The sequence below is a fragment of the Paenibacillus lycopersici genome, assembly GCF_010119935.1.
GTDB lineage: Bacteria > Bacillota > Bacilli > Paenibacillales > Paenibacillaceae > Paenibacillus_Z > Paenibacillus_Z lycopersici.
Window position 1 is genome coordinate 540,001 of the sequence record NZ_CP048209.1, and the last position, 20,430, is coordinate 560,430.

At 57.6% G+C, this 20,430-nt stretch carries 14 protein-coding genes, 15 tRNA genes, 1 rRNA gene and 1 riboswitch (1 of these 31 only partly in view); of the genes, 26 read left to right on the forward strand and 4 right to left on the reverse strand.

The features are described from left to right. The 17 genes from GXP70_RS02420 to GXP70_RS02500 form a co-directional block, all read left to right on the forward strand. Positions 1-2,806 (forward strand): 23S ribosomal RNA (locus GXP70_RS02420); it begins 121 nt to the left of the window's first position. Between the two features lie 207 nt (positions 2,807-3,013). Beyond that, positions 3,014-3,089: transfer RNA gene (locus tag GXP70_RS02425), tRNA-Asn, on the forward strand. A gap of 5 nt (positions 3,090-3,094) precedes the next feature. Beyond that, a tRNA-Ser gene (locus tag GXP70_RS02430) sits at positions 3,095-3,185 on the forward strand. A gap of 72 nt (positions 3,186-3,257) precedes the next feature. Further along, positions 3,258-3,332, forward strand: a tRNA-Glu gene (locus GXP70_RS02435). 77 nt (positions 3,333-3,409) lie between these two features. Then, positions 3,410-3,485 (forward strand) — tRNA-Val (locus GXP70_RS02440). 18 nt (positions 3,486-3,503) lie between these two features. Beyond that, positions 3,504-3,580 (forward strand) — tRNA-Met (locus tag GXP70_RS02445). Positions 3,581-3,615: 35 nt separating this feature from the next. Beyond that, a tRNA-Asp gene (locus GXP70_RS02450) sits at positions 3,616-3,692 on the forward strand. A 4-nt stretch (positions 3,693-3,696) separates the two neighbouring features. Next, a tRNA-Thr gene (locus tag GXP70_RS02455) sits at positions 3,697-3,772 on the forward strand. Positions 3,773-3,779: 7 nt separating this feature from the next. Beyond that, a tRNA-Tyr gene (locus GXP70_RS02460) sits at positions 3,780-3,863 on the forward strand. 7 nt (positions 3,864-3,870) lie between these two features. Then, positions 3,871-3,946, forward strand: a tRNA-Gln gene (locus GXP70_RS02465). 8 nt (positions 3,947-3,954) lie between these two features. Then, positions 3,955-4,027 (forward strand) — tRNA-Lys (locus tag GXP70_RS02470). Positions 4,028-4,039: 12 nt separating this feature from the next. Further along, positions 4,040-4,125: transfer RNA gene (locus GXP70_RS02475), tRNA-Leu, on the forward strand. Between the two features lie 8 nt (positions 4,126-4,133). After that, positions 4,134-4,220 (forward strand) — tRNA-Leu (locus GXP70_RS02480). Positions 4,221-4,223: 3 nt separating this feature from the next. Continuing rightward, positions 4,224-4,298 (forward strand) — tRNA-Gly (locus GXP70_RS02485). An 11-nt stretch (positions 4,299-4,309) separates the two neighbouring features. After that, positions 4,310-4,380: transfer RNA gene (locus tag GXP70_RS02490), tRNA-Cys, on the forward strand. 21 nt (positions 4,381-4,401) lie between these two features. Continuing rightward, positions 4,402-4,478: transfer RNA gene (locus GXP70_RS02495), tRNA-Pro, on the forward strand. Positions 4,479-4,694: 216 nt separating this feature from the next. Continuing rightward, on the forward strand, positions 4,695-5,600 hold the full coding sequence (locus tag GXP70_RS02500; protein WP_162355006.1) for a hypothetical protein: 906 nt from the start codon (positions 4,695-4,697) through the stop codon (positions 5,598-5,600). Positions 5,601-5,686: 86 nt separating this feature from the next. Here the strand turns inward: GXP70_RS02500 and GXP70_RS02505 are convergent, their stop codons facing one another. The 3 genes from GXP70_RS02505 to GXP70_RS02515 form a co-directional block, all read right to left on the reverse strand. Next, on the reverse strand, positions 5,687-6,151 hold the full coding sequence (locus GXP70_RS02505) for a RidA family protein (RefSeq protein WP_162355007.1): 465 nt from the start codon (positions 6,149-6,151) through the stop codon (positions 5,687-5,689). 149 nt (positions 6,152-6,300) lie between these two features. After that, a complete protein-coding gene (locus GXP70_RS02510) occupies positions 6,301-7,386 on the reverse strand; it encodes an alanine racemase (protein WP_162355008.1) in 1,086 nt (361 codons plus the stop codon). Between the two features lie 219 nt (positions 7,387-7,605). After that, positions 7,606-7,851, reverse strand: coding sequence for a hypothetical protein (locus GXP70_RS02515; RefSeq protein ID WP_162355009.1), 246 nt, complete (start codon positions 7,849-7,851; stop codon positions 7,606-7,608). A gap of 588 nt (positions 7,852-8,439) precedes the next feature. Here GXP70_RS02515 and GXP70_RS02520 point away from each other — a divergent pair. The 7 genes from GXP70_RS02520 (at position 8,440) to GXP70_RS02550 (ending at position 18,122) form a co-directional block, all read left to right on the forward strand. Continuing rightward, the gene (locus GXP70_RS02520) at positions 8,440-10,185 is read left to right on the forward strand and encodes a sensor histidine kinase (RefSeq protein WP_162355010.1); all 1,746 of its coding nucleotides are present in this window, start codon (positions 8,440-8,442) and stop codon (positions 10,183-10,185) included. Positions 10,186-10,189: 4 nt separating this feature from the next. Further along, on the forward strand, positions 10,190-11,872 hold the full coding sequence (locus GXP70_RS02525) for a helix-turn-helix domain-containing protein (RefSeq protein WP_162355011.1): 1,683 nt from the start codon (positions 10,190-10,192) through the stop codon (positions 11,870-11,872). A 111-nt stretch (positions 11,873-11,983) separates the two neighbouring features. Further along, complete coding sequence (locus GXP70_RS02530) at positions 11,984-13,738, forward strand: extracellular solute-binding protein (protein ID WP_162355012.1); 1,755 nt, start codon at positions 11,984-11,986, stop codon at positions 13,736-13,738. 145 nt (positions 13,739-13,883) lie between these two features. Further along, positions 13,884-14,795, forward strand: a complete 912-nt coding sequence (locus GXP70_RS02535) for an ABC transporter permease (RefSeq protein ID WP_162355013.1) — start codon at positions 13,884-13,886, stop codon at positions 14,793-14,795. A gap of 20 nt (positions 14,796-14,815) precedes the next feature. Further along, the gene (locus tag GXP70_RS02540) at positions 14,816-15,700 is read left to right on the forward strand and encodes a carbohydrate ABC transporter permease (RefSeq protein ID WP_162355014.1); all 885 of its coding nucleotides are present in this window, start codon (positions 14,816-14,818) and stop codon (positions 15,698-15,700) included. 108 nt (positions 15,701-15,808) lie between these two features. After that, positions 15,809-17,146, forward strand: a complete 1,338-nt coding sequence (locus GXP70_RS02545; protein WP_162355015.1) for a Gfo/Idh/MocA family protein — start codon at positions 15,809-15,811, stop codon at positions 17,144-17,146. 316 nt (positions 17,147-17,462) lie between these two features. Beyond that, positions 17,463-18,122, forward strand: coding sequence for a hypothetical protein (locus tag GXP70_RS02550; protein WP_162355016.1), 660 nt, complete (start codon positions 17,463-17,465; stop codon positions 18,120-18,122). A 113-nt stretch (positions 18,123-18,235) separates the two neighbouring features. Here the strand turns inward: GXP70_RS02550 and GXP70_RS02555 are convergent, their stop codons facing one another. Next, complete coding sequence (locus GXP70_RS02555) at positions 18,236-18,631, reverse strand: VOC family protein (RefSeq protein ID WP_162355017.1); 396 nt, start codon at positions 18,629-18,631, stop codon at positions 18,236-18,238. A gap of 128 nt (positions 18,632-18,759) precedes the next feature. Further along, positions 18,760-18,838: riboswitch (ZMP/ZTP riboswitch) on the forward strand. A 167-nt stretch (positions 18,839-19,005) separates the two neighbouring features. On the opposite strand from GXP70_RS02555, the gene GXP70_RS02560 reads away from it, so the two are divergent. Beyond that, a complete protein-coding gene (locus GXP70_RS02560; RefSeq protein ID WP_162355018.1) occupies positions 19,006-19,329 on the forward strand; it encodes an NIPSNAP family protein in 324 nt (107 codons plus the stop codon). Positions 19,330-19,333: 4 nt separating this feature from the next. Further along, positions 19,334-19,939, forward strand: a complete 606-nt coding sequence (locus GXP70_RS02565) for a DJ-1/PfpI family protein (protein ID WP_162355019.1) — start codon at positions 19,334-19,336, stop codon at positions 19,937-19,939. The last annotated feature ends 491 nt before the right edge of the window (positions 19,940-20,430 follow it).

Sequence of the window (20,430 nt, forward strand, 5' to 3'; positions counted from 1 at the left end):
GGAAACCCGGCTGGAGTAATGTCCAGTCACCTGTTACTGAATACATAGGTAACAAGGAGGCATACCAGGGGAACTGAAACATCTAAGTACCCTGAGGAAGAGAAAACAATAGTGATTCCGTCAGTAGCGGCGAGCGAACGCGGATTAGCCCAAACCAAGGAGCTTGCTCCTTGGGGTTGTAGGACGTCTCACATGGAGTTACAAAGGTGTAGTGTAAACGAACAGGTCTGGAAAGGCCGGCCAAAGAAGGTAAAAGCCCTGTACTTGAAATGTTGCACTCTCCGAGACGGATCCTGAGTACCGCGAGACACGTGAAACCTCGTGGGAATCCGGCAGGACCATCTGCCAAGGCTAAATACTCCCTAGCGACCGATAGCGAAGCAGTACCGTGAGGGAAAGGTGAAAAGCACCGCGGAAGCGGAGTGAAACAGAACCTGAAACCGTGCGCTTACAAGAAGTCAGAGCCCAATTTAGGGGTGATGGCGTGCCTTTTGTAGAATGAACCGGCGAGTTACGTTCCCATGCAAGGTTAAGGTGAAGAGCCGGAGCCGCAGCGAAAGCGAGTCTGAATAGGGCGAATGAGTATGTGGACGTAGACCCGAAACCGTGTGATCTACCCCTGTCCAGGGTGAAGGTGCGGTAACACGCACTGGAGGCCCGAACCCACGAATGTTGAAAAATTCGGGGATGAGGTGGGGGTAGCGGAGAAATTCCAATCGAACTCGGAGATAGCTGGTTCTCCCCGAAATAGCTTTAGGGCTAGCCTCGGTGTCAAGAGTCGTGGAGGTAGAGCACTGATTGGGTGCGGGGCCCGCCAAGGGTTACCAAGTCCAGTCAAACTCCGAATGCCATGTACTTATAACCGGGAGTCAGACAGTGAGTGCTAAGATCCATTGTCAAGAGGGAAACAGCCCAGACCATCAGCTAAGGTCCCCAAGTGTGTGTTAAGTGGGAAAGGATGTGGAGTTGCAAAGACAACCAGGATGTTGGCTTAGAAGCAGCCACCATTTAAAGAGTGCGTAATAGCTCACTGGTCGAGTGACTCTGCGCCGAAAATGTAACGGGGCTAAACACACCACCGAAGCTATGGCTTGATGCTTTGCATCAGGGGTAGGGGAGCGTCGTGTATGGGTTGAAGTCAGACCGTAAGGACTGGTGGACAATACACGAGTGAGAATGCCGGTATGAGTAACGAAAAGACAAGTGAGAATCTTGTCCGCCGTAAGCCTAAGGGTTCCTGAGGAAGGTTCGTCCGCTCAGGGTAAGTCGGGACCTAAGGCGAGGCCGAAAGGCGTAGTCGAAGGACAACAGGTTGATATTCCTGTACCACCGTAAGCCGTTACGAGCAATGGGGTGACGCAGAAGGATAGTGACGCGGGCTGATGGATGCCCGTCCAAGCAGTGAGGCTGGTGCGTAGGCAAATCCGCGCATCGTTAAGGCTGGGCTGTGATGGGGAGCGAAAATTGCAGTAGCGAAGGTCATGCGTTCAGGCTGCCAAGAAAAGCCTCTAGCCAGGTGAAGGTGCCCGTACCGCAAACCGACACAGGTAGGCGAGCAGAGTATGCTAAGGCGCTCGGAAGAACTCTCGTTAAGGAACTCGGCAAAATGACCCCGTAACTTCGGGAGAAGGGGTGCCTCGGTAGGGTGAATAGCCCGAGGGGGCCGCAGTGAAAAGGCCCAAGCGACTGTTTAGCAAAAACACAGGTCTGTGCGAAGCCGTAAGGCGAAGTATACGGGCTGACGCCTGCCCGGTGCTGGAAGGTTAAGGGGAGTGGTTAGGGGCAACCCGAAGCTATGAACCGAAGCCCCAGTAAACGGCGGCCGTAACTATAACGGTCCTAAGGTAGCGAAATTCCTTGTCAGGTAAATTCTGACCCGCACGAATGGCGTAACGACTTGGGCGCTGTCTCAACGAGAGATCCGGTGAAATTTTAATACCTGTGAAGATGCAGGTTACCCGCGACAAGACGGAAAGACCCCATGGAGCTTTACTGCAGCTTGATATTGGACTTTGGTACGATCTGTACAGGATAGGTGGGAGCCTAGGAAGCCGGAGCGCCAGCTTCGGTGGAGGCATCGTTGGGATACCACCCTGATCGTATCGGAGTTCTAACCTGGTACCGTGATCCGGTACAGGGACCGTGTCAGGTGGGCAGTTTGACTGGGGCGGTCGCCTCCTAAAATGTAACGGAGGCGCCCAAAGGTTCCCTCAGAATGGTTGGAAATCATTCGAAGCGTGCAAAGGCATAAGGGAGCTTGACTGCGAGACCTACAAGTCGAGCAGGGACGAAAGTCGGGCTTAGTGATCCGGTGGTACCGCATGGAAGGGCCATCGCTCAACGGATAAAAGCTACCCTGGGGATAACAGGCTTATCTCCCCCAAGAGTCCACATCGACGGGGAGGTTTGGCACCTCGATGTCGGCTCATCGCATCCTGGGGCTGAAGTAGGTCCCAAGGGTTGGGCTGTTCGCCCATTAAAGCGGTACGCGAGCTGGGTTCAGAACGTCGTGAGACAGTTCGGTCCCTATCTGTCGTGGGCGTAGGAAATTTGAGAGGAGCTGTCCTTAGTACGAGAGGACCGGGATGGACGCACCGCTGGTGTACCAGTTGTTCCGCCAGGAGCACCGCTGGGTAGCCAAGTGCGGACGGGATAAGCGCTGAAAGCATCTAAGCGTGAAGCCCCCCTCAAGATGAGATTTCCCAGTATGTAAGACCCCTTGAAGACGACGAGGTTGATAGGTTCGAGGTGGAAGCGCAGCAATGCGTGGAGCTGACGAATACTAATCGGTCGAGGGCTTATCCTAATGTCTCTTGCCAGAGACGCCAGCTAAAGGTTTTGCATGAAATCATATTCAGTTTTTTATGGTGTCATCTCAATACGATTGAAGACATCCCACCTTGCAGTGGGTTTTTTATTGGCCCTTTAGTTCAAGTGGCTACAGAGCCGGCTCTGTAAGCGGGAAGTCAGCGGTTCGATCATGCTGGGCTCCGCCATCATTGTTACTCATTATTCCCTGATAGCTCAGTTGGTAGAGCACTCGACTGTTAATCGAGTTGTCACAGGTTCGAGTCCTGTTCGGGGAGCCATTTCTGGAGAGCTGTCCGAGTGGTCGAAGGAGCACGATTGGAAATCGTGTATACGTTAACCGCGTATCGAGGGTTCGAATCCCTCGCTCTCCGCCATACTCACCCCTGAAAAGTGAAGTGGCGCTTGAAGGTTGTTCCGGTTCTATTTCGGACAGCCCCTAATAATAAGGCCCGTTGGTCAAGTGGTTAAGACACCTCCCTTTCACGGAGGTAACAGGGGTTCGAGTCCCCTACGGGTCACCATAACTTCCCATAAGGCGCAGAAGCGCTTTGAAGGTTAATCCGACGTCTTTTCGGAGAACCTGGGATTAACTTTTCATGGAGGCTTAGCTCAGCTGGGAGAGCATCTGCCTTACAAGCAGAGGGTCGGGGGTTCGATCCCCTCAGCCTCCACCATGAAATCCTTTAGACTATCGCGGGGTGGAGCAGCCCGGTAGCTCGTCGGGCTCATAACCCGAAGGCCGCAGGTTCAAATCCTGCCCCCGCAACCAATTACCTTCGGCATCATGCCGAAATATTTTCACGCGGAGCCGTGGTGTAGAGGCCTAACATGCCTGCCTGTCACGCAGGAGACCGCGGGTTCGAATCCCGTCGGCTCCGCCATTTTGCCGGTGTAGCTCAGTTGGTAGAGCAACTGACTTGTAATCAGTAGGTCGTGGGTTCGACTCCTATCGCCGGCACCAGTTTTATGGAGGATTAGCGAAGTGGCCAAACGCGGGAGACTGTAAATCTCTTCCTTCGGGTTCGGTGGTTCAAATCCATCATCCTCCACCATCTTCATTGGGGATTAGCCAAGCGGTAAGGCAACGGACTTTGACTCCGTCATTCCCTAGGTTCGAATCCTAGATCCCCAGCCATTTGCTTTGAGCCATTAGCTCAGTTGGTAGAGCACCTGACTTTTAATCAGGGTGTCGTAGGTTCGAGTCCTACATGGCTCACTTTTCATATATGCGGTTGTGGTGGAATTGGCAGACACGCTATCTTGAGGGGGTAGTGCCCACCGGGCGTATGGGTTCGAGTCCCATCAACCGCACCAACACATATGCGGTCATGGCGGAATTGGCAGACGCGCTAGATTCAGGTTCTAGTGTCAGCAATGACGTGGAGGTTCGAGTCCTCTTGACCGCACCATCTGCGGAAGTGGCTCAGCGGTAGAGCATCGCCTTGCCAAGGCGAGGGTCGCGGGTTCGATTCCCGTCTTCCGCTCCATTATTTATTTCGGCGCCATAGCCAAGTGGTAAGGCATAGCTCTGCAAAAGCTTGACCCCCAGTTCGAATCTGGGTGGCGCCTTGCTTGGTTCAATGTCGATTGCGGGATGTAGCTCAGCTTGGTAGAGCACCTGGTTTGGGACCAGGGGGTCGCATGTTCGAATCGTGTCATCCCGACCATTCATTTTAGTATCCTTACATCGTTTCAACTTCCTAGCTAGCTGTCGCAGATGCCAATCCTGATGCAGCTTTTTGTATGTAGAAGCCCTTTATCCGCGCGGATAGGGGCTTTTTTGTCGTTTACGGCGGGAAGTGGATTTGCTGTGCGCTTGCAACTATTAGCCGCAGCGCAGCGTTAAGAGGGAAAGGCATGCAGAAGGATGGTGGGACAGAAGCATGATGAGGCACAATGAGGGAGCAGCCCGGGCCGTTGCCGCGATCGGCGCGGCGGCCTTGATGCTGTTGGGCGGCTGTGCATCCGAGGAAGAGCGAAGTCACTCACCGGAAACGGTACGGCAGCAGGACGCCGCAGCCGCAACTACCGACGAAGCTGCGAGTCATGAAGGCGTAAGCGGAATGACGATTACGGACGATGCTACCGCCAGTGAGGCGAAAGTGGAGCATGACCCCGAACCAACGAATAGGGAGCCGGATGCCTCGCTGCCGGAGAAGGGCATTTATTTGTACACGGACTCGGAGGGCAACGCGCAACTGCAGATCGGCGAGCTCCGGCAGCAGATGGATTGGACCTACAAAACCCCGAGGAATGTCATGCCCGTGCTTCAGGCACAGGATTACGACGGAGATGGGCAGGAGGAGCTTGCGGCCGTGCTGGATCTCGGGTCAGGCACCGGAATTAGTCTCTACGAGCTGCATGTCGTCGAGTATCGCGGGGTCGACATGCCCGCGGGGCAGCAGGTGCTGGACCATCGTTTTGTTCCCGAAGATTATTTGAACCAATTGGAGAAGGCGATTCAGTTCAAGAAAACGAGCCGGAACGGCGAGCTGTTCGGGCAGTTGACGCTGGACGGCCAGCCGCATGAGGTGAGCTTGAAGGCGTATCAGGCGGACTTCGGCGCAGACCATATTCAAGACCGGCTTGGGTACGGCAATGTCGTCATGTTCACAGCGGATCGGCAGGGGCTGCAGCTCATTGCCGCTGTCGGGGTTGCCGTTGAAGGGGTATTGGAGCCGCAGTATATCGGTGAAATCAAGGCGAATGTCACGTACGCTGCGGGCGGCGAGTTTTTGCTGGATCAATTCGGGTTTACGGCTTACGTGCCGCGGTCGTCGGACAGTTAATGTCGTTCATTACGAGGTGTGAACAACGAATCCCTCCTGGCCATGCCAGGAGGGATTCGTTGTTCATCGCGGAAGCAGCCGCGAGGTTAGTCGCGAACTTCGACGATGAGCTCGATTTCAACGGGCGTATGAAAAGGCAGGTCGCTGGTGCCGATCGCGGATCGCGCGTGTCTGCCTTGCTCGCCGAACACCTCGATCAAGAAGTCGGAGGCGCCGTTGACGACATAGGGCTGATCGGCGAAGCCGGGGGCGCTGTTGACGAAGGCGAGCATTTTGACGATCTTGACGACGCGGTCCAGGTCGCCGAGATGATGCTTCATGACGGCGAGACAGTTGATGATAACTTGACGCGCCGCCGCCTGGCCCTGCTCGATCGTCAGCTCGGCGCCCAGCTTGCCTTCGTGCATCAGCACGCCGTCGATGCGGCAGTCTTGGCCGGACAGATAGAGCAGGCTGCCGGTCTGGCTGGCCGGAATATAGCTGAATTTCGGCTTGCCGACGGCTGGGAGCCCGACGCCGAGTTCTTTTAAGCGGTTCTCGATAATAGACATGGTTGGTGTTCCTCCTGATCAAGGATAATCACATATAATCGCACCGTATAAGTACCAATTAGGCCTACCGGGCACGACCGTTCAACAGCTTGTTTGTTTCAATAAGCTTGCTTCGACAGCCGATCCCAAGCATGCCAGGTCCGCAATGATTATTCCAGCATGCCGCGGGCCAGGATCGGCCGTTCCTCGATAAGGTCGCCGTCCACCCAGTAGAGCTTGTTGTGCAAGTTGAGCGTGCTGCAAATATGATTCGGGATGATATGCACCTGATCGCCCACGTTCAGCTCGTGATGCGGGAGGAGGCGCAGCATGCCGTGTTCCTCGGTCATCCGTTCCAGCACCGCATCCGGCCATTCGACCACGCGGCCGAAGCCCTGCAGCAGAAGCGGTTCCGTATTCGGCTGCACGTCCGTGGCGAACGTCTTGCTGCCGCCGTCGATGACCGCGTAATCCGGGCTTGGCCGGCTCACGACCGTGGCCAGAATCGAGCCGGCGCAATCCTCCCAGGACGACACGCCGAGCCTGGTCTGCATCGCGTCGTTGAAGACATACGTGCCGGGGCGAATTTCGGTGATGCCCGGAACCGATGCGGCATATAGGCCGGTCGGGGTCGAGCCGACGCTGACGTCTTCGACGGGAATGCCCGCCGCCCGCATTTCGTCCGCAAGCTGCGCCATCCACATCCCCTCTTCAACGCCCGCGCGTTCCAGCTCCAGCGTGGACCGGCCGTCAAGCAGCGGGCCGCGGAAGGTATAGATGCCCTGGAGCCGAAGATGCGGCAGCGCATGAATGCGGGAGGCGAGCTGCACGGCCTGCTCGCGCGGCGTCCCCGTGCGCCGGAGCCCGGTATCGACCTCCAGGCGCACCTCGAGGACGATGCCTTGCCGCCCGGCAATTTCGGACAGGCGCAGCGCGCCCTCGTAGCTATCGGCGGAGACGATCAACCGGATTTGGCGGCTGAGCTTCGCGGCCCGTTCGATCTTGCTCGGCACGACGAGCGGGTAGGCGACGAAAATATCGCCGATGCCGTGCTGCGCCATGACCTCGGCTTCGGATACTTTGGCCACCGTAATGCCGGCCGCGCCGGCCGCGATCTGCTCGGCGGCGAGCGAGGGGAGCTTATGGGTCTTGGCATGCGGCCTTAACCGCACATGCAGCGCTTGGGCTCGGGCGGCCATCCGCGCGATATTGCGTCTCGTCCGTCTCGCGTCGATGATTAAGCATGGCGTCTCCATTGTCGGCGCATCCTCCTTCTTGTGAGGCAAATGGCGATCGATTTCAAGCAGGCGAATCACCCGGCAGGCCCAAGGAACTCAAGCCTTCTGGGCTGTACAAGTGTAGTGTAACATAAGCTTAGCGCGGCATGGGGGCCGATACGATAAAAGGACGCCCAACGATCCGCACAAAGTGCTGGAGGTTAAACGCGCAATTGAGGAAGGGGATACCGTTCCCGTTCACTCCGGTATCAGGCAGCGGCGGAAGACGCCGGAGGCCCGGTGGTTCATCTCTTCCGCTTCGTTAAGGGCCTCGTTGCCAAGCTGTAGGATTTCGGGATGCCCGTTCCTGCGGCGTTTCCGAATGAACGGCGCGTTCTCGTGCATGCAGTTGCAGGGAAAGAGAATGAAAACGAAGTCAAAAAAGCCGACCATACGGTTGGCTCTGGCTGACGAGAAAGTACCCGGTTCTTCGCCATTGCCCATGCCGGCTAGATCGTCTTCAGGGGCAACGGACATAGAATCCGTTATTTGGTGGAAATCGGCAGGTTTGGGATGGCGAACGGACACAGGATTCGTTATTGCCTCCGGAGAGTATCGAAAGTCTGCCTTTTTGACGAAATAAAGGATCCTATGTCCGCGAGCATTTAAAAAGCCATGAAAACAGGCGAATAGCGGATCTCCTGCCCGGATGCAATGCTTTTCGTTGCTTTTCGCAGACAGTGCCGCTGCCTATCGCTCCTGAAGCGATGTGAGCCAAACAGCTAGAGCTGTCTAAGCCGGGGAACGGGGATGCGGTCGCCAGAACAGTCCGAGGTCAGCCGTTCAGGTTTTACGAGCCATTCCGTGTCATCAAACATGAGTTCTCTACATGCTGAGCCGACGATACGGTCGGCTTTTGGAAAACGGAAGAAGGTATTCATCTGAGATAATCGGTTGAAAGTCCAGATGAATTTGTTTTAGCGGTATGCGGAAAATCTCGGTTCCTGTCCATCGTCCGAACATCTACTCGAATATTTCACCCTATTGTATAATTAATCATCCTAAATGATGGCCGACAAAGGGGGACGAGCCGTGAAGCCGTTGGCGGAATGGGCGAAATTGCATGTGTATCAGAAGGTCATTTGCGTATTCGTGGCGCTGGTCATTCCGTATTGCTTGATCAACTTATGGATGAACGCGGAGGGGCAGAAGGTCGTCAAAGGCGACATCACGAGCTCCAACCAGACCAACGTCAGCTTCTATTCGCGTCAGCTGGACGACCAGATGTCGTTCATCCGCAATTTGCAGCTGCAGCTGCTGAACGACCCCGAGCTGCAGAAACTGAATTTTCTCGGCAAACAGATCAACGAGTTCGACAGCATTCAATTGGTTAACCGCGTGAAGGACAGGCTTGTCGCCAACCTGAACGCCAGCGACTACCTCGTGAATGTCGGCGTGTACATCAAGTCCTTCGGCAGGACGATTTCGACCCAGACGGGCATCACGCCGGTGCCGAACGCCGAATACCGCATCATCTCCGGATATAGCGAGCTGGCGCCCACGAGACCGCTCTATTACAGCGGGGGCAAGCTCTTCTTCCTCGCCTCGGCGAACAATGGCGGGATCATCGCTTATTTCCAGCTGTCCGTCGACAAGCTGGAGGAGACGCTGCGGCCGCTCGTCGATCGTTACGGCGACTCGGGAGCGCTGCTCGCGGACGAGACGTTCCGCAACCGGATCTCCTTCAAGACGAAGGATGAGGTTGTCCGGCTGATCGAAGCGCGAATCTCCGCCATCGCCGCCCGGAAGCCGGCAGCGCCGGAAGAGAGCTTCACCGTGCGCAGCGGCAAGCAAATCTACGTCGTCACCTACAGCCACATCAGCAAGCAGGGCCTTACCTTGTACACCTACCTCAATCAGAACGAACTGACAGGTCAGCTCCGAACGTTCAACGTCTGGTACATCGTCCTGTCCGTCGTCTCGATCGCCATCATCGTGCTGTTCTCGTTCTCCGTGAACCTCATGATCCACAAACCGCTGAAGCGCCTTATCGTGCCGTTTAAACTGCTGGAGGCGGACAGCCTGCTGCTGCCGATCGACTCCCGTCCCAACAACGAGTTCGGCTATTTGTACCGCAATCTCGACCAGATGGTGCAGCGGCTGAAGCAGTCCATTCGCGAGAATTACGAGCAGAAGATCGCGCTGCAGCATTCGGAGCTGAAGCAGCTGCAATCGCAGATCAATCCTCATTTCCTGTACAACAGCTTCTTCAACATCTACATGATTTGCCGCAGCGGCGACATGGAGCAGGCGTCCGAAATGGCGCGAAGGCTCGGCAGCTATTATCAGTTCATCACCCGCAGCGGGAAGGACGAAGCGACCCTCGCCGACGAATACAAGCACGCGCTCGATTATTGCGAAATTCAGAGCATCCGGTTCTCCAACCGCATCGAGGTGGAAGCCGGCGAGCTGCCGGAAGCGAGCTGCGCCTATGGGGTTCCGCGCTTGATCGTCCAGCCGATCGTCGAGAACGCGTTCGAGCATGCCTTCGATAACGGCCGGCGCCGCGGCCATGTGTACGTGCGGCCGACGTTCGAACGCGAGGTGCTGCGCATTGCCGTCGAGGACGATGGGGGCGGACTGCCCGACGAGGCGCTGCGCGCGCTGCAGGCCAAGCTGGCGAATGCCACGCAGGCGCACGAGAAAACGGGGCTTGTCAACGTTAGCAGGCGAATCCGGCTGAAGTTCGGGGAATCGAGCGGCGTGTTCGTGACGCGCAGCGAGCATGGCGGCTTGAAGGCGGAATTGGTCATCCATTTCAGCGAGAGAGGGGTTTGATGTCATGCACAGACTACTGCTCGTCGACGACGAGCCGTCGATCGTGGACGGATTGATGCAGCATTTTCAGGAGACGCAGCCGGAGCTCGATATCTGCAAGGCGTATTCCGCGGACGAAGCGCTCGATATCGCCAAGCGTACGAAGATCGACCTGCTGATCAGCGACATCAGCATGCCCGGCAAGAACGGGCTGCAGCTGATCGACGAGATCGGATTGTACTGGCCGGGCTGCCGGATGATCCTGCTGACCGGCCACAGCGAGTTCGAGTATGTCCATACGGCCATCCGCCGGAACGTGGACAATTATATATTGAAGACGGAAGGCATTGAGCCGGTGTCGGCCGCCGTGAACGCGGCGATCGTCAAGCTGGAGGAGGAGAACGGCGCAAGGGCGCTGCTTGCGCGGGCGCAGCAGCAGATGACCGCCGCGGAACCGCTGCTTAAGAAGGCGTTCTTCGAAGCGCTGCTCCTCGGGGAGCAGGCGGCGGACATCGCGGGCGAGTGGCATTTTGCAGGCTTGGAGCTGCGGCTTGACCGAGGGAGGCCCGTATTGATGGTCATCGGCAGGGCGGACGCGTGGGATGAACAGCTGTCCTACACGAAGAAGATGGACGTGCTCTATTCCATTCAGAATCTGTTCGCGCATCGTCTGTCCGCGTTGTTGAGGGAAGAGCGGGTCGTGTTCCATCATTCGGAGCTCGTCTGGTTCATTCAACCGGAGAAGGCGGCTGCCGCATTCGCGGATGCGGCGGGCGGAACGGACTGGCGGGGCGTGATCACCTACATGAAAGGGATTCTGGAAACGGTGCAGAACGACTGCCGCGACATGTTCGGCCTGTCGGTGTCCTTCGGCATCGGCGGAAGCGCGTCCGAATGGACCGATATCGGCGGACAGTACGAGCAATTGAAGACCGCCATGAAGCAGCTCGCGTATTACGGCCAGCAGATGGCCATTCTCGACCTCGGCATTTCCGACGTCTACAAGCCGGAGACGGCGAGGCCGGCGGCAGCAAGCGCGACGGATTTCAACAAGAGCGTCGCCGCGCTGCAGAAGCATCTTCAGGCGGGAGACGAGCAGGCTGCGGCCGAGACGACCGCCGAGCTGTTCGGCTGCTTGAGAAGCCATATGGCCGGCCATTACATGCTGGGATTGGAGCGGTATTACGCGCTGCTGCATACGGTCGCGGCGCATATGAACGATACCGATTACCCCGACAAAGCCGACAGCGGCCTTCTGCTGGCGAGTCTCCCCGGCGCGGAGCTGCCCGCCGAATGGGAGGACGCGCAGCGGCGTTTCGCGCAGCTGGCGGCGTCGATCTGCCTGCGCCGCCGGGAGCGGGTGGAGCGGGGCGAGAATCTGCTATGCGAGCGCATCCACCGGTTCATTCATGACAATCTGGGCGGCGACTTGTCCCTGGCGCGCATCGCCGAGTCGGTCTTCCTCAATCCGTCGTACTTATCGCGCTGCTACAAGCAGCTGACGGGCCGGAACCTCTCCGACTATATCAATACGGCGAAATCCGAGGCGGCCGTCGGCATGCTGGTCCAATCGCCGGCCAAGATCGGCGAAATCGCGCTGCGGCTCGGATTCGAATCCCCTTCCTATTTCACGGCGTTCTTCCGCAAGATGACAGGCATGTCGCCGCAGGAATACCGGGACGCCTACGGACTTGAGAGCAGGAAGTAAACAGAACGGAAGCAGGTAAAGATCTTGGCATTGTTCCCTCGATAGGCCGGCATATATGATGAAACAGTAAAGCGCAATCACCTTCGTCGATAAGAAAAAGGGGGAGCTTGAATGGGGAAGAGCAAAGCAAGCTTGGTGTTGTTAGGCATGCTGGCGGCAAGCGCGGCTTTAAGCGCATGCGGGAACGACAACGCGGCGAATGAACCCGCGCCGGCCGCATCCGACGCGGATGCCGGCAACAAAGGAAGCAGCGGGAACGGCGCTAACGACTCTGCGGCAAGCTCGGACGCCACGAATGACGCCGCCGCGGCGAACGATCCGCTCGGCAAATACGCGGAGCCGGTTACGGTGACCGAGGTGCTCGGCTACAACCCGCCGGAAGATCCGAAGACGCCGGCCGGCCTGACGCCGGACAAGAATGCGTATTTGAAGGACCTGAAGGACGAGCTGAACATCAACATCAAATATTTGTGGACGGTGCCCGCGGATCAATTCGAACAGAAATTCTCGATCGCGATCGCCTCGGGCGATTTGCCGGACGTGATGGACCTGGACCAGCGCAATTTCGAGAAGTTCAAGAATCAAGGCGTGCTGGCCGACTTAACCGAAGCCTACGAGAAGTATGCCTCCCCGACCTTGAAGCAGTTCATGGAGTCCGACGGCGGCGCGGCGATGAAGTCGGTATCCCAGGATGGTAAGCTGTATGCGCTTCCCGGCTTCGAGGAGCCGTTCCTGTCGACGCAGCTGCTGTGGATTCGCCAGGACTGGCTGACCAATCTCGGCCTGCAGGCGCCGAAGTCCATCGACGAGCTCGAGAAGGTGGCCGAAGCGTTCACGAAGAACGACCCGGACAAGAACGGCAAGAACGACACGTACGGCATGACGCTGCCGAAGACGGTCGTCGGCTGGGCATTCGATGCGCGGGGCTTCTTCAACGGTTTCAATTCGTACGTCGGCGGCTGGACGAAGGACGCGGACGGCAAGCTCGCGGCCGGCGAAATCCAGCCCGAGACGAAGGACGCGCTCGCCCGGCTGCAAGCGTGGTACGGCAAGGGGCTGCTGGACAAAGAATTCGGCTTGAAAGACGAGACCAAAATCAGCGAGGACATCATCGCCGGCAAAGTGGGCATCGCCTACGGGGAATGGTGGGTGGCGAACTGGCCGCTCAACTTGAACAAGGACAAAGATCCGAACGCGGACTGGATCGCCCTGCAAATTCCATCGCTTAGCGGCGAACCGGGCAAATCGCTCGTTCCGACCGTGCGCATGGGGCATATCGTCGCCGCCAACAAGAAATTCAAGAATCCCGAAGCCGTCGTGAAGATGGCCAACTTCTACATCGAGAAGAACACGAAGAAGAACTTCGAGACGAACAAGCCGGAGAACGGCTACGTGTACAACTGGTTCGTGCCGCGGATCTACAACCCGACGGATATCGAGAACATCTACGTCAACGTGAACAACGCCCTCGACAAGCAGCTGAAGGAAGTCGAGGATACCGAGACGCCGTATTATACGAACTCGCAGCAGGTGCTCGAGGCGGCGAACAAATATTTGTCCGGCGATAAGAGCGGCGCCGTGTGGGGCTTGTATAACAGCCGCGTCGACAAGAACGGCGGCTGGGGCCTGACCCGGCAAATCCGCGACAGCAAGCAGTTCGTGTACAACGAATACTACGGCCCGGCAACGGAGACGCAGATCGACAAAGGCGCCCAGCTGGATAAGCTGGTGAACGAAACCTTCGTGAAGATCATCATGGGCTCGGCCAAAATCGACGAGTTCGACAAGTTCGTCAGCAGCTGGAAAGCGCTCGGCGGCAACGATATTACGCACGAAGTAAACGCGTGGTACGACAAGAACAAGTAACCCTGCAGCATAGAGAACCCGCGGCCGGAGAAGGGGAGCGGGAGGATGGGACGCGGCGAGCTCCCATTGCGGCCCGCTCCCTTTTTCCCTTGTGCATGCATGTCCCGGGCGGGGCGATAAAACATCTCACTGGAGGCCGTTGATCATGAAGGACGAAGCGATCGGCAACAAACGTCCCTTTCGGGAGCTGCCGCTCCATCTGATGCTCCTGCCGGGCGTCATCATCACGCTGTTGTATGCGTACGGGCCGATGTTCGGCATCGTGATGGCGTTTCAGAAATTCCAGCCGCTGCAGGGCTTCTTCAAGTCGAAATGGGCGGGCATGAAAAATTTCGATTATATTTTCCATCTGCCGGAGTTCGATCAGGTGTTCTGGAATACCGTCGTCATCTCCGTGCTGAAGATGGTATTCGGGCTGATCGTGCCGCTGGCGCTGGCGCTGCTGCTGAACGAATTGACGAAGGACTGGTTCAAGCGGTTCGTGCAGACGAGCGTGTTCCTGCCGTTCTTCCTGTCATGGACGGTGCTGGGCGGCGTCCTGCTGGATCTCTTCTCGCTGAACGGGCCGATTAACGCCATCCTGCACGGCCTTGGCATCCCGCAGATCATGTTCATGGGCGACGGCGATTGGTTCCGCGGCATCATTATCGGTTCGGACGTGTGGAAGGGCATGGGGTACAACATGATCGTCTTCCTCGCCGCGATCGCGGGGATCAACGGGAACTTGTACGAGGCGGCGGAAATGGACGGAGCGGGCAAGTGGAAGCAGATGGTGCACATTACGCTGCCGGGCATGGCGCCGATTATCATTCTGCTCGCCACGCTGAGCCTCGGCAACGTGCTGAACGCGGGCTTCGACCAAATTCTGATTCTGTATAATTCGATCGTGTACGATAAAGCGGATGTCATTGACACGTACGTGTACCGGCTTGGCTTGTTCAGCCAGCAGTTCTCGCCGGCGGCGGCGATCGGGCTGTTCAAGTCGATCATCTCGCTCGGCATGGTGTCCGTGTCCTATTATTTCGCCTACCGGTTCAGCAATTATCGGATATTCTAGCGGGCGGGAGGAGCATTCGCATGGTCTACAAAGCATCATGGAGCCGTAAGCTGTTCACGGTCTTCAACGTCGTATTCTTGACCGTCATTCTGGCGCTGGGCATCCTGCCGTTCATCCATATGCTCGCGATCTCGCTGAGCTCGACGACGGCGGCCGCGGCGGCGGAGGTCGGCCTGTGGCCGGTCGGCTTCTCGCTGGAAGCGTACCGGTATCTCGGGCAGAAGGCGGAATTCATCCATTCGCTGGGCGTATCCGTGGAACGGGTCGTGCTCGGTACGGCCATTAATATGCTGTTCGTCGTCATTACGGCCTACCCGCTTTCGCGGAGCAACGCGCAATTCCGTCACCGGACGCTGTACGTGTGGTTCTTCGCGGTGACGATGTTTTTCGGCGGGGGGCTTATTCCGACGTATGTCATCGTCAAAGAGACGCATTTGCTCGATACGATCTGGGCGCTCATCCTGCCCGGCGCGCTGAATGTCTGGAACGCGGTCATGCTGCTCAACTTCTTCCGAGGCATCCCGAAGGAGCTGGACGAAGCCGCGACGATCGACGGCGCCGGCCATTGGACGCTGCTGTGGCGCATCTATCTGCCGGTCTCGCTGCCGGCGCTGGCCACGATAACGCTGTTCACCGTCGTCGGGCATTGGAACGCGTGGTTCGACGGGATTCTGTATATGAATTCGCCCGCGCACTATCCGCTGCAGAGCTACCTGTCGACGCTCGTGACGTCCATCAACAAGCAGGCGATATCGCTCGACGACCTGAAGCGGCTCGAGAGCATCAGCGAGAAGACGCTGCGGACGGCGCAAATTTTCCTGGGCGCGCTGCCGATTATGCTGGTGTACCCGTTCCTGCAGAAGTTCTTCATCAAGGGAATTACGGTTGGCAGCGTGAAGGAATAGCGCGGGAGCATGACGTAAAGAAAGTAATGGAAGTAAGGGGAGTAAAGGAATAGGCGGAATTGAGAGTCGGCATTTGCAAAGCCGTATACGCAAGGAGTGGAGCGGGCAATGGGGGAGACCAAGAGCGGGAAAATCACGGTCGCGCTGATCGGCGCCGGGCTGCGCGGGCAGATTTATACGAATTACGCAATTGACCATCCGGACCGGATGCAGGTCGTGGCGGTTGCCGATCCGAACGCGGCGCGGACGGAGGCGTTCAGCCGGCGTCACGGCATCGGCGATAGCCTGGTGTTCCGCGATTGGCGCGAGCTGCTGGCCCGGCCGAAACTGGCGGACGCGGTCGTGATCTGCACGCAGGACAAGATGCATTACGAGCCGACGATGAAGGCACTGGACGCGGGCTACCACGTGCTGCTGGAGAAACCGATGTCGCCCGACCCGGAAGAGTGCGTGCGCATGGGCGAGAAGGCGGCGGAGGCCGGCCTCGTGTTCTCGATATGCCATGTGCTGCGGTACACGGCGTTCTTCGGCACGCTCAAGCGGCTGCTGGATGACGGGGCGATCGGACAGCTCATGTCCATTCAGCATAACGAGAATGTCGGCTACTGGCATCAGGCGCACAGCTTCGTGCGGGGCAATTGGCGCAATGCGGCGGAATCCAGCCCGATGATTCTGGCGAAGTCGTGCCACGACATGGACATCCTCCTGTGGCTGGCGGGAGCGGATTGCGTGCGGCTGTCGTCGTTCGGCGCGCTGTCGCATTTCCGGGCCGAGCATGCGCCTGCCGGCGCGCCGGCGCGCTGTACCGACGGCTGTCCGGCCGCGGACAACTGCCTGTATTACGCGCCGAACGTCTATCTGGGCGACGAGCCGGGCTGGATGGCGCTCGCGATCAGCGACGATCCAAGCCGCGAGGCGCGCATGGAAGCGCTGCGGACGGGCCCATACGGACGGTGCGTGTACCGCTGCGACAACGACGTCGTCGATCATCAGGTCGTGAACATGGAATTCGCGAATGCGGTGACGGCCGTGTTCACGATGAGCGCCTTCACGCAGGAATGCAGCCGGACGCTCAAGCTGATGGGGACGCAGGGCGAAATCCGCGCCGCCATGGAGAAGAACGAAATCGAGCTGATCCGGTTCGGCGCGGGCAAGCCGGAGCGGATCGGGCTTGAAATGCCGGGCGGGCATATCGGCCACGGGGGCGGCGATCTTGGCCTCATTCGCGACTTCGCGGAGCTCGTGCGCGCGCGCCGGGACAATGATGCAGGCCAGGACAATGGGAGGGACCAGGATAATGGGGCAGGCCGGGCAGGAGTAGGCCTTACCTCGGCCGTGCATTCGGTGCAGAGCCATCTGATGGCGTTCGCCGCCGAGCAGTCGAGGCTGGAAGGCAAGGTCGTCGAACTGGATCGGTTCCGGCAGCAGATTATGCGCTTCGCTTAAGGATAGAATGCATGCAAAACCCAGTCCGCAAGGGGACTGGGTTTTGTGCCGCGAGGGTTGAAAATCGGCTGTGACGATCCGATATACATGTGGAACGGCCAGGGATAGCGATCATCCGCGTGAACCCCATGTTGAAGGAGACTTGCAATTGAAAATGAAACCGTTAGTTGTTCTCGCTTTGCTGTTGTGCGCATGCTTATTGACCTCATGCTCGGCTCAGATCCGCGGTATGTCCGGGCATCAGGAGCGTTCCGATAGTTCCGGCAGTTCCGGGAGTGCAGCCGCTCAAGAGACCGGAGACGCATTAACGTTCCGCATGCAGCCAGGTAAGAGCGACGAAGACATCCGGCCGGAACTGTTGAAGCTGGGCAAGGAAGTGATGGCGCAGCTCGACGAGAAGAACAGGGGGCAGCAGACCATAACCTCCGATGAATGGCTGACGATCAAGACAAGCACGCTCTCGCCGTTCCTAGACCTGGACGTGAACCCGGAGTTCAATGACGATGCGTTGTCCTTCGGCGAGCATGAGCTGTATGAGGCGCTCGACCGCAGCGCGGAAGCCGCGGTCAGCGGCAATCTACCCAATTTCCTGAAATACGCGTCGACGGCGAAGCGGTATTTGGGCGAAGGATTGATTTTCAAGCATGACAGGGACAAGCTCGTGCAGGCGATCGTCTTCGATCTCGACGACGATGCGGAATCGGGGATCTACCGCGATCGAGACGTGTATGACAAGTTCGGGCAATACCTCGATCAGGGAGACGATGCGGCCGCGGTGGACCTGTTCGTTCAGGCAACGAGCTTCGAGCTGACCGACGCCAAGGTAAGTCTCGAGGATCCGACGAGGGTCGAAGTGCATTTTACATATTTGTCCGACCGTAAGCGGGGCGATTATCAGCTTAACGATTATACGGACGTCATCGAAATGCAGAGTACGGACGTTCCCTGGGAATTGCATTATGCCAGCAATAATTAATGATTCTAAAGGAAGCCTAGCTATTCCATGAATGCCAATAACCGAACAACCGCATCCGTGTCGGGATGCGGTTGTTCCGTCTGTCTATTCGGGGACATGCCGCGCGGCGAAGCTTACTTCGCGTTCGCGTCCGGCTGATGGATGCCGATGACGTTGTTCTCCGTGTCGAGGTAATACCCTTGCCACGCCATGCCGGGCAGCGCGTACTTCGGCAGGGCGACTTTGCCGCCCAGGCTGAGGATCTTCGCTTCGACGGCGTCGTAATCCGCCACGCCCATGGTGCACGCGAAGCCGTTCACCGGCTGGCCGGGCTGCGGAGCGGGACCGCGGCGCTGTACCAAAGCGCCGTTGATGCCCATGGCGTCGGCGTCGCCGGTAACGGCTCCGAAATAAGGCATGCCGGCATACTCGCTCCAATTCTCGAACGTCCATCCGAATACTTCCCCGTAAAATGTCTTCGCGCGTTCCATATCATCGACATGAACCTCGAAATGAACGACTTTTCCCATGTTCGCCTCCTAAGTATGGGACATCGCTATTTGTTCTGTTCGTAGGCTATCCTTTCCTGCCTGATCTAAACCGAATGAAGAACCGATTGACTAACATTTGGGAATCGTGATAGTATTCAGATAATTTAACGACTGCATGTAACTGGCGAACGCGGCGAACCGCGGGGGAGCATGCGGATCGGTACGCCGTACGCCTGGGCAGAGGTAAGGGATCGTATCCCTTGCCTCTTTGTGCTTGTAAGGGGGGATGCCAGCAGCGACGTTCGCAAGCCTGTCCTGTCGTTATACATCTTGGCGAATTTATGCATCATACCGAATCATACCGAATCATGATCATGAATGACGATGAATGAGCCGAAGGAGCGAATGAGAACATGTTCGAATTACGCATCTATACGATACACGAGGGCCGGATGAACGCGATTCGGGACCGTTTCGCCGATCATACGCTCGGGATTTTCGAGCGGCTGGGCATGAAGGTGGTCGATTTCTGGATCGATGCCGCCGGCCAGCCCAAGCTCTATTACTTAATGGCGTATGCCGACATCGCGGAGCGGCAGCGGCTATGGGAGCGATTCAGGCAAGACCCGGAATGGATGGAGGCCAAGCGGCAGTCCGAAGCGGACGGAGGTCCGATCGTAGCGAAGGTCGAGGAGTACTTCATGGAGCGCGCGGACTTCTTCCGAAAGGGCGGGTGACGGGATGAAGATTGCGTATATCCTGTTCGACAAGATGACGACGCTGGATTTCATCGGCTTCCATGAAGCGGTATCCTGGCTGGGCATTCTGAATGTCATCGAAGGGGTCTCATGGGATCTGTGCGCGAACAAGGAAACGATCACGGACGATCGGGGCATGACAGTAATGATGAATCGGGTTAATCCGGATTTGTCCGGCTACGATATGATCTTCATTCCGGGCGGCATGCCTACCAGAGAGCTGCGGCATGATCCGGCGTTCGTGACGTGGATCCGGAGCGCCCGCGACGTGCGGTACAAAGTATCGGTGTGCACGGGGGCGCTGCTGCTGGGGGCCGCGGGGTTCCTGAACGGAAAGCGGGCGACGACCAATCCTTCCGCCTATGAATTGCTGACTCCTTATTGCGCGGAGGTCGTGAAAGCACGCGGCGTGCGGGACGGCGATACGTTTACGGGCGGCGGCGTATCGGCCTCGATCGATCTGGGCTTGTACCTGATCGAATCGTTAACGAACGAAGAGACGGCGCGGACGATTCAGCGCAAACTGGATTATCCCTACTATCGGCCGGGCAAATTATCGGACGTATACCTGCCTGATGACGATGACTAATGCGCCGAATGACTAATGCCATGCCGAATGTCTAACGGCGAGGTTCGCCTCCGCCGGCCTAGGGGCTGTCCCGTAAGCAAGTTAGGAGAGGCTCCAAACACCGTACAACCGCACAGACCCAAGAAGGGCAGACCTGGCTCTGCATCGTCTTGGGTCTTTTGCATCGACCGCCGCCACTATTAGCAGATTGTGAGCGACCGACCGCCACCCGCCCCTAAGCGTGCTTCCGGTAAACCTCGAATCAGGAACCGCCGGAATTCCCAGGTTGCTCTTCAGTTGTCCGAATAGACGTTCCGGCTCATGCACCCTCCGGACCGCAAGGGCATTGCCCTACTCGTCGGAAAGCTTCTCGCGTACCGCCTTCTTCTGCATCAAGCACCGCAACTGGTCGCTGCATGTCGAGAACGTCCATGGGCAACGGACATGAGATCCTTTATTTGCTCGTAGGCATCGATTATTTGCTCACTGCCGGATAGGAGATGCGCTATTAA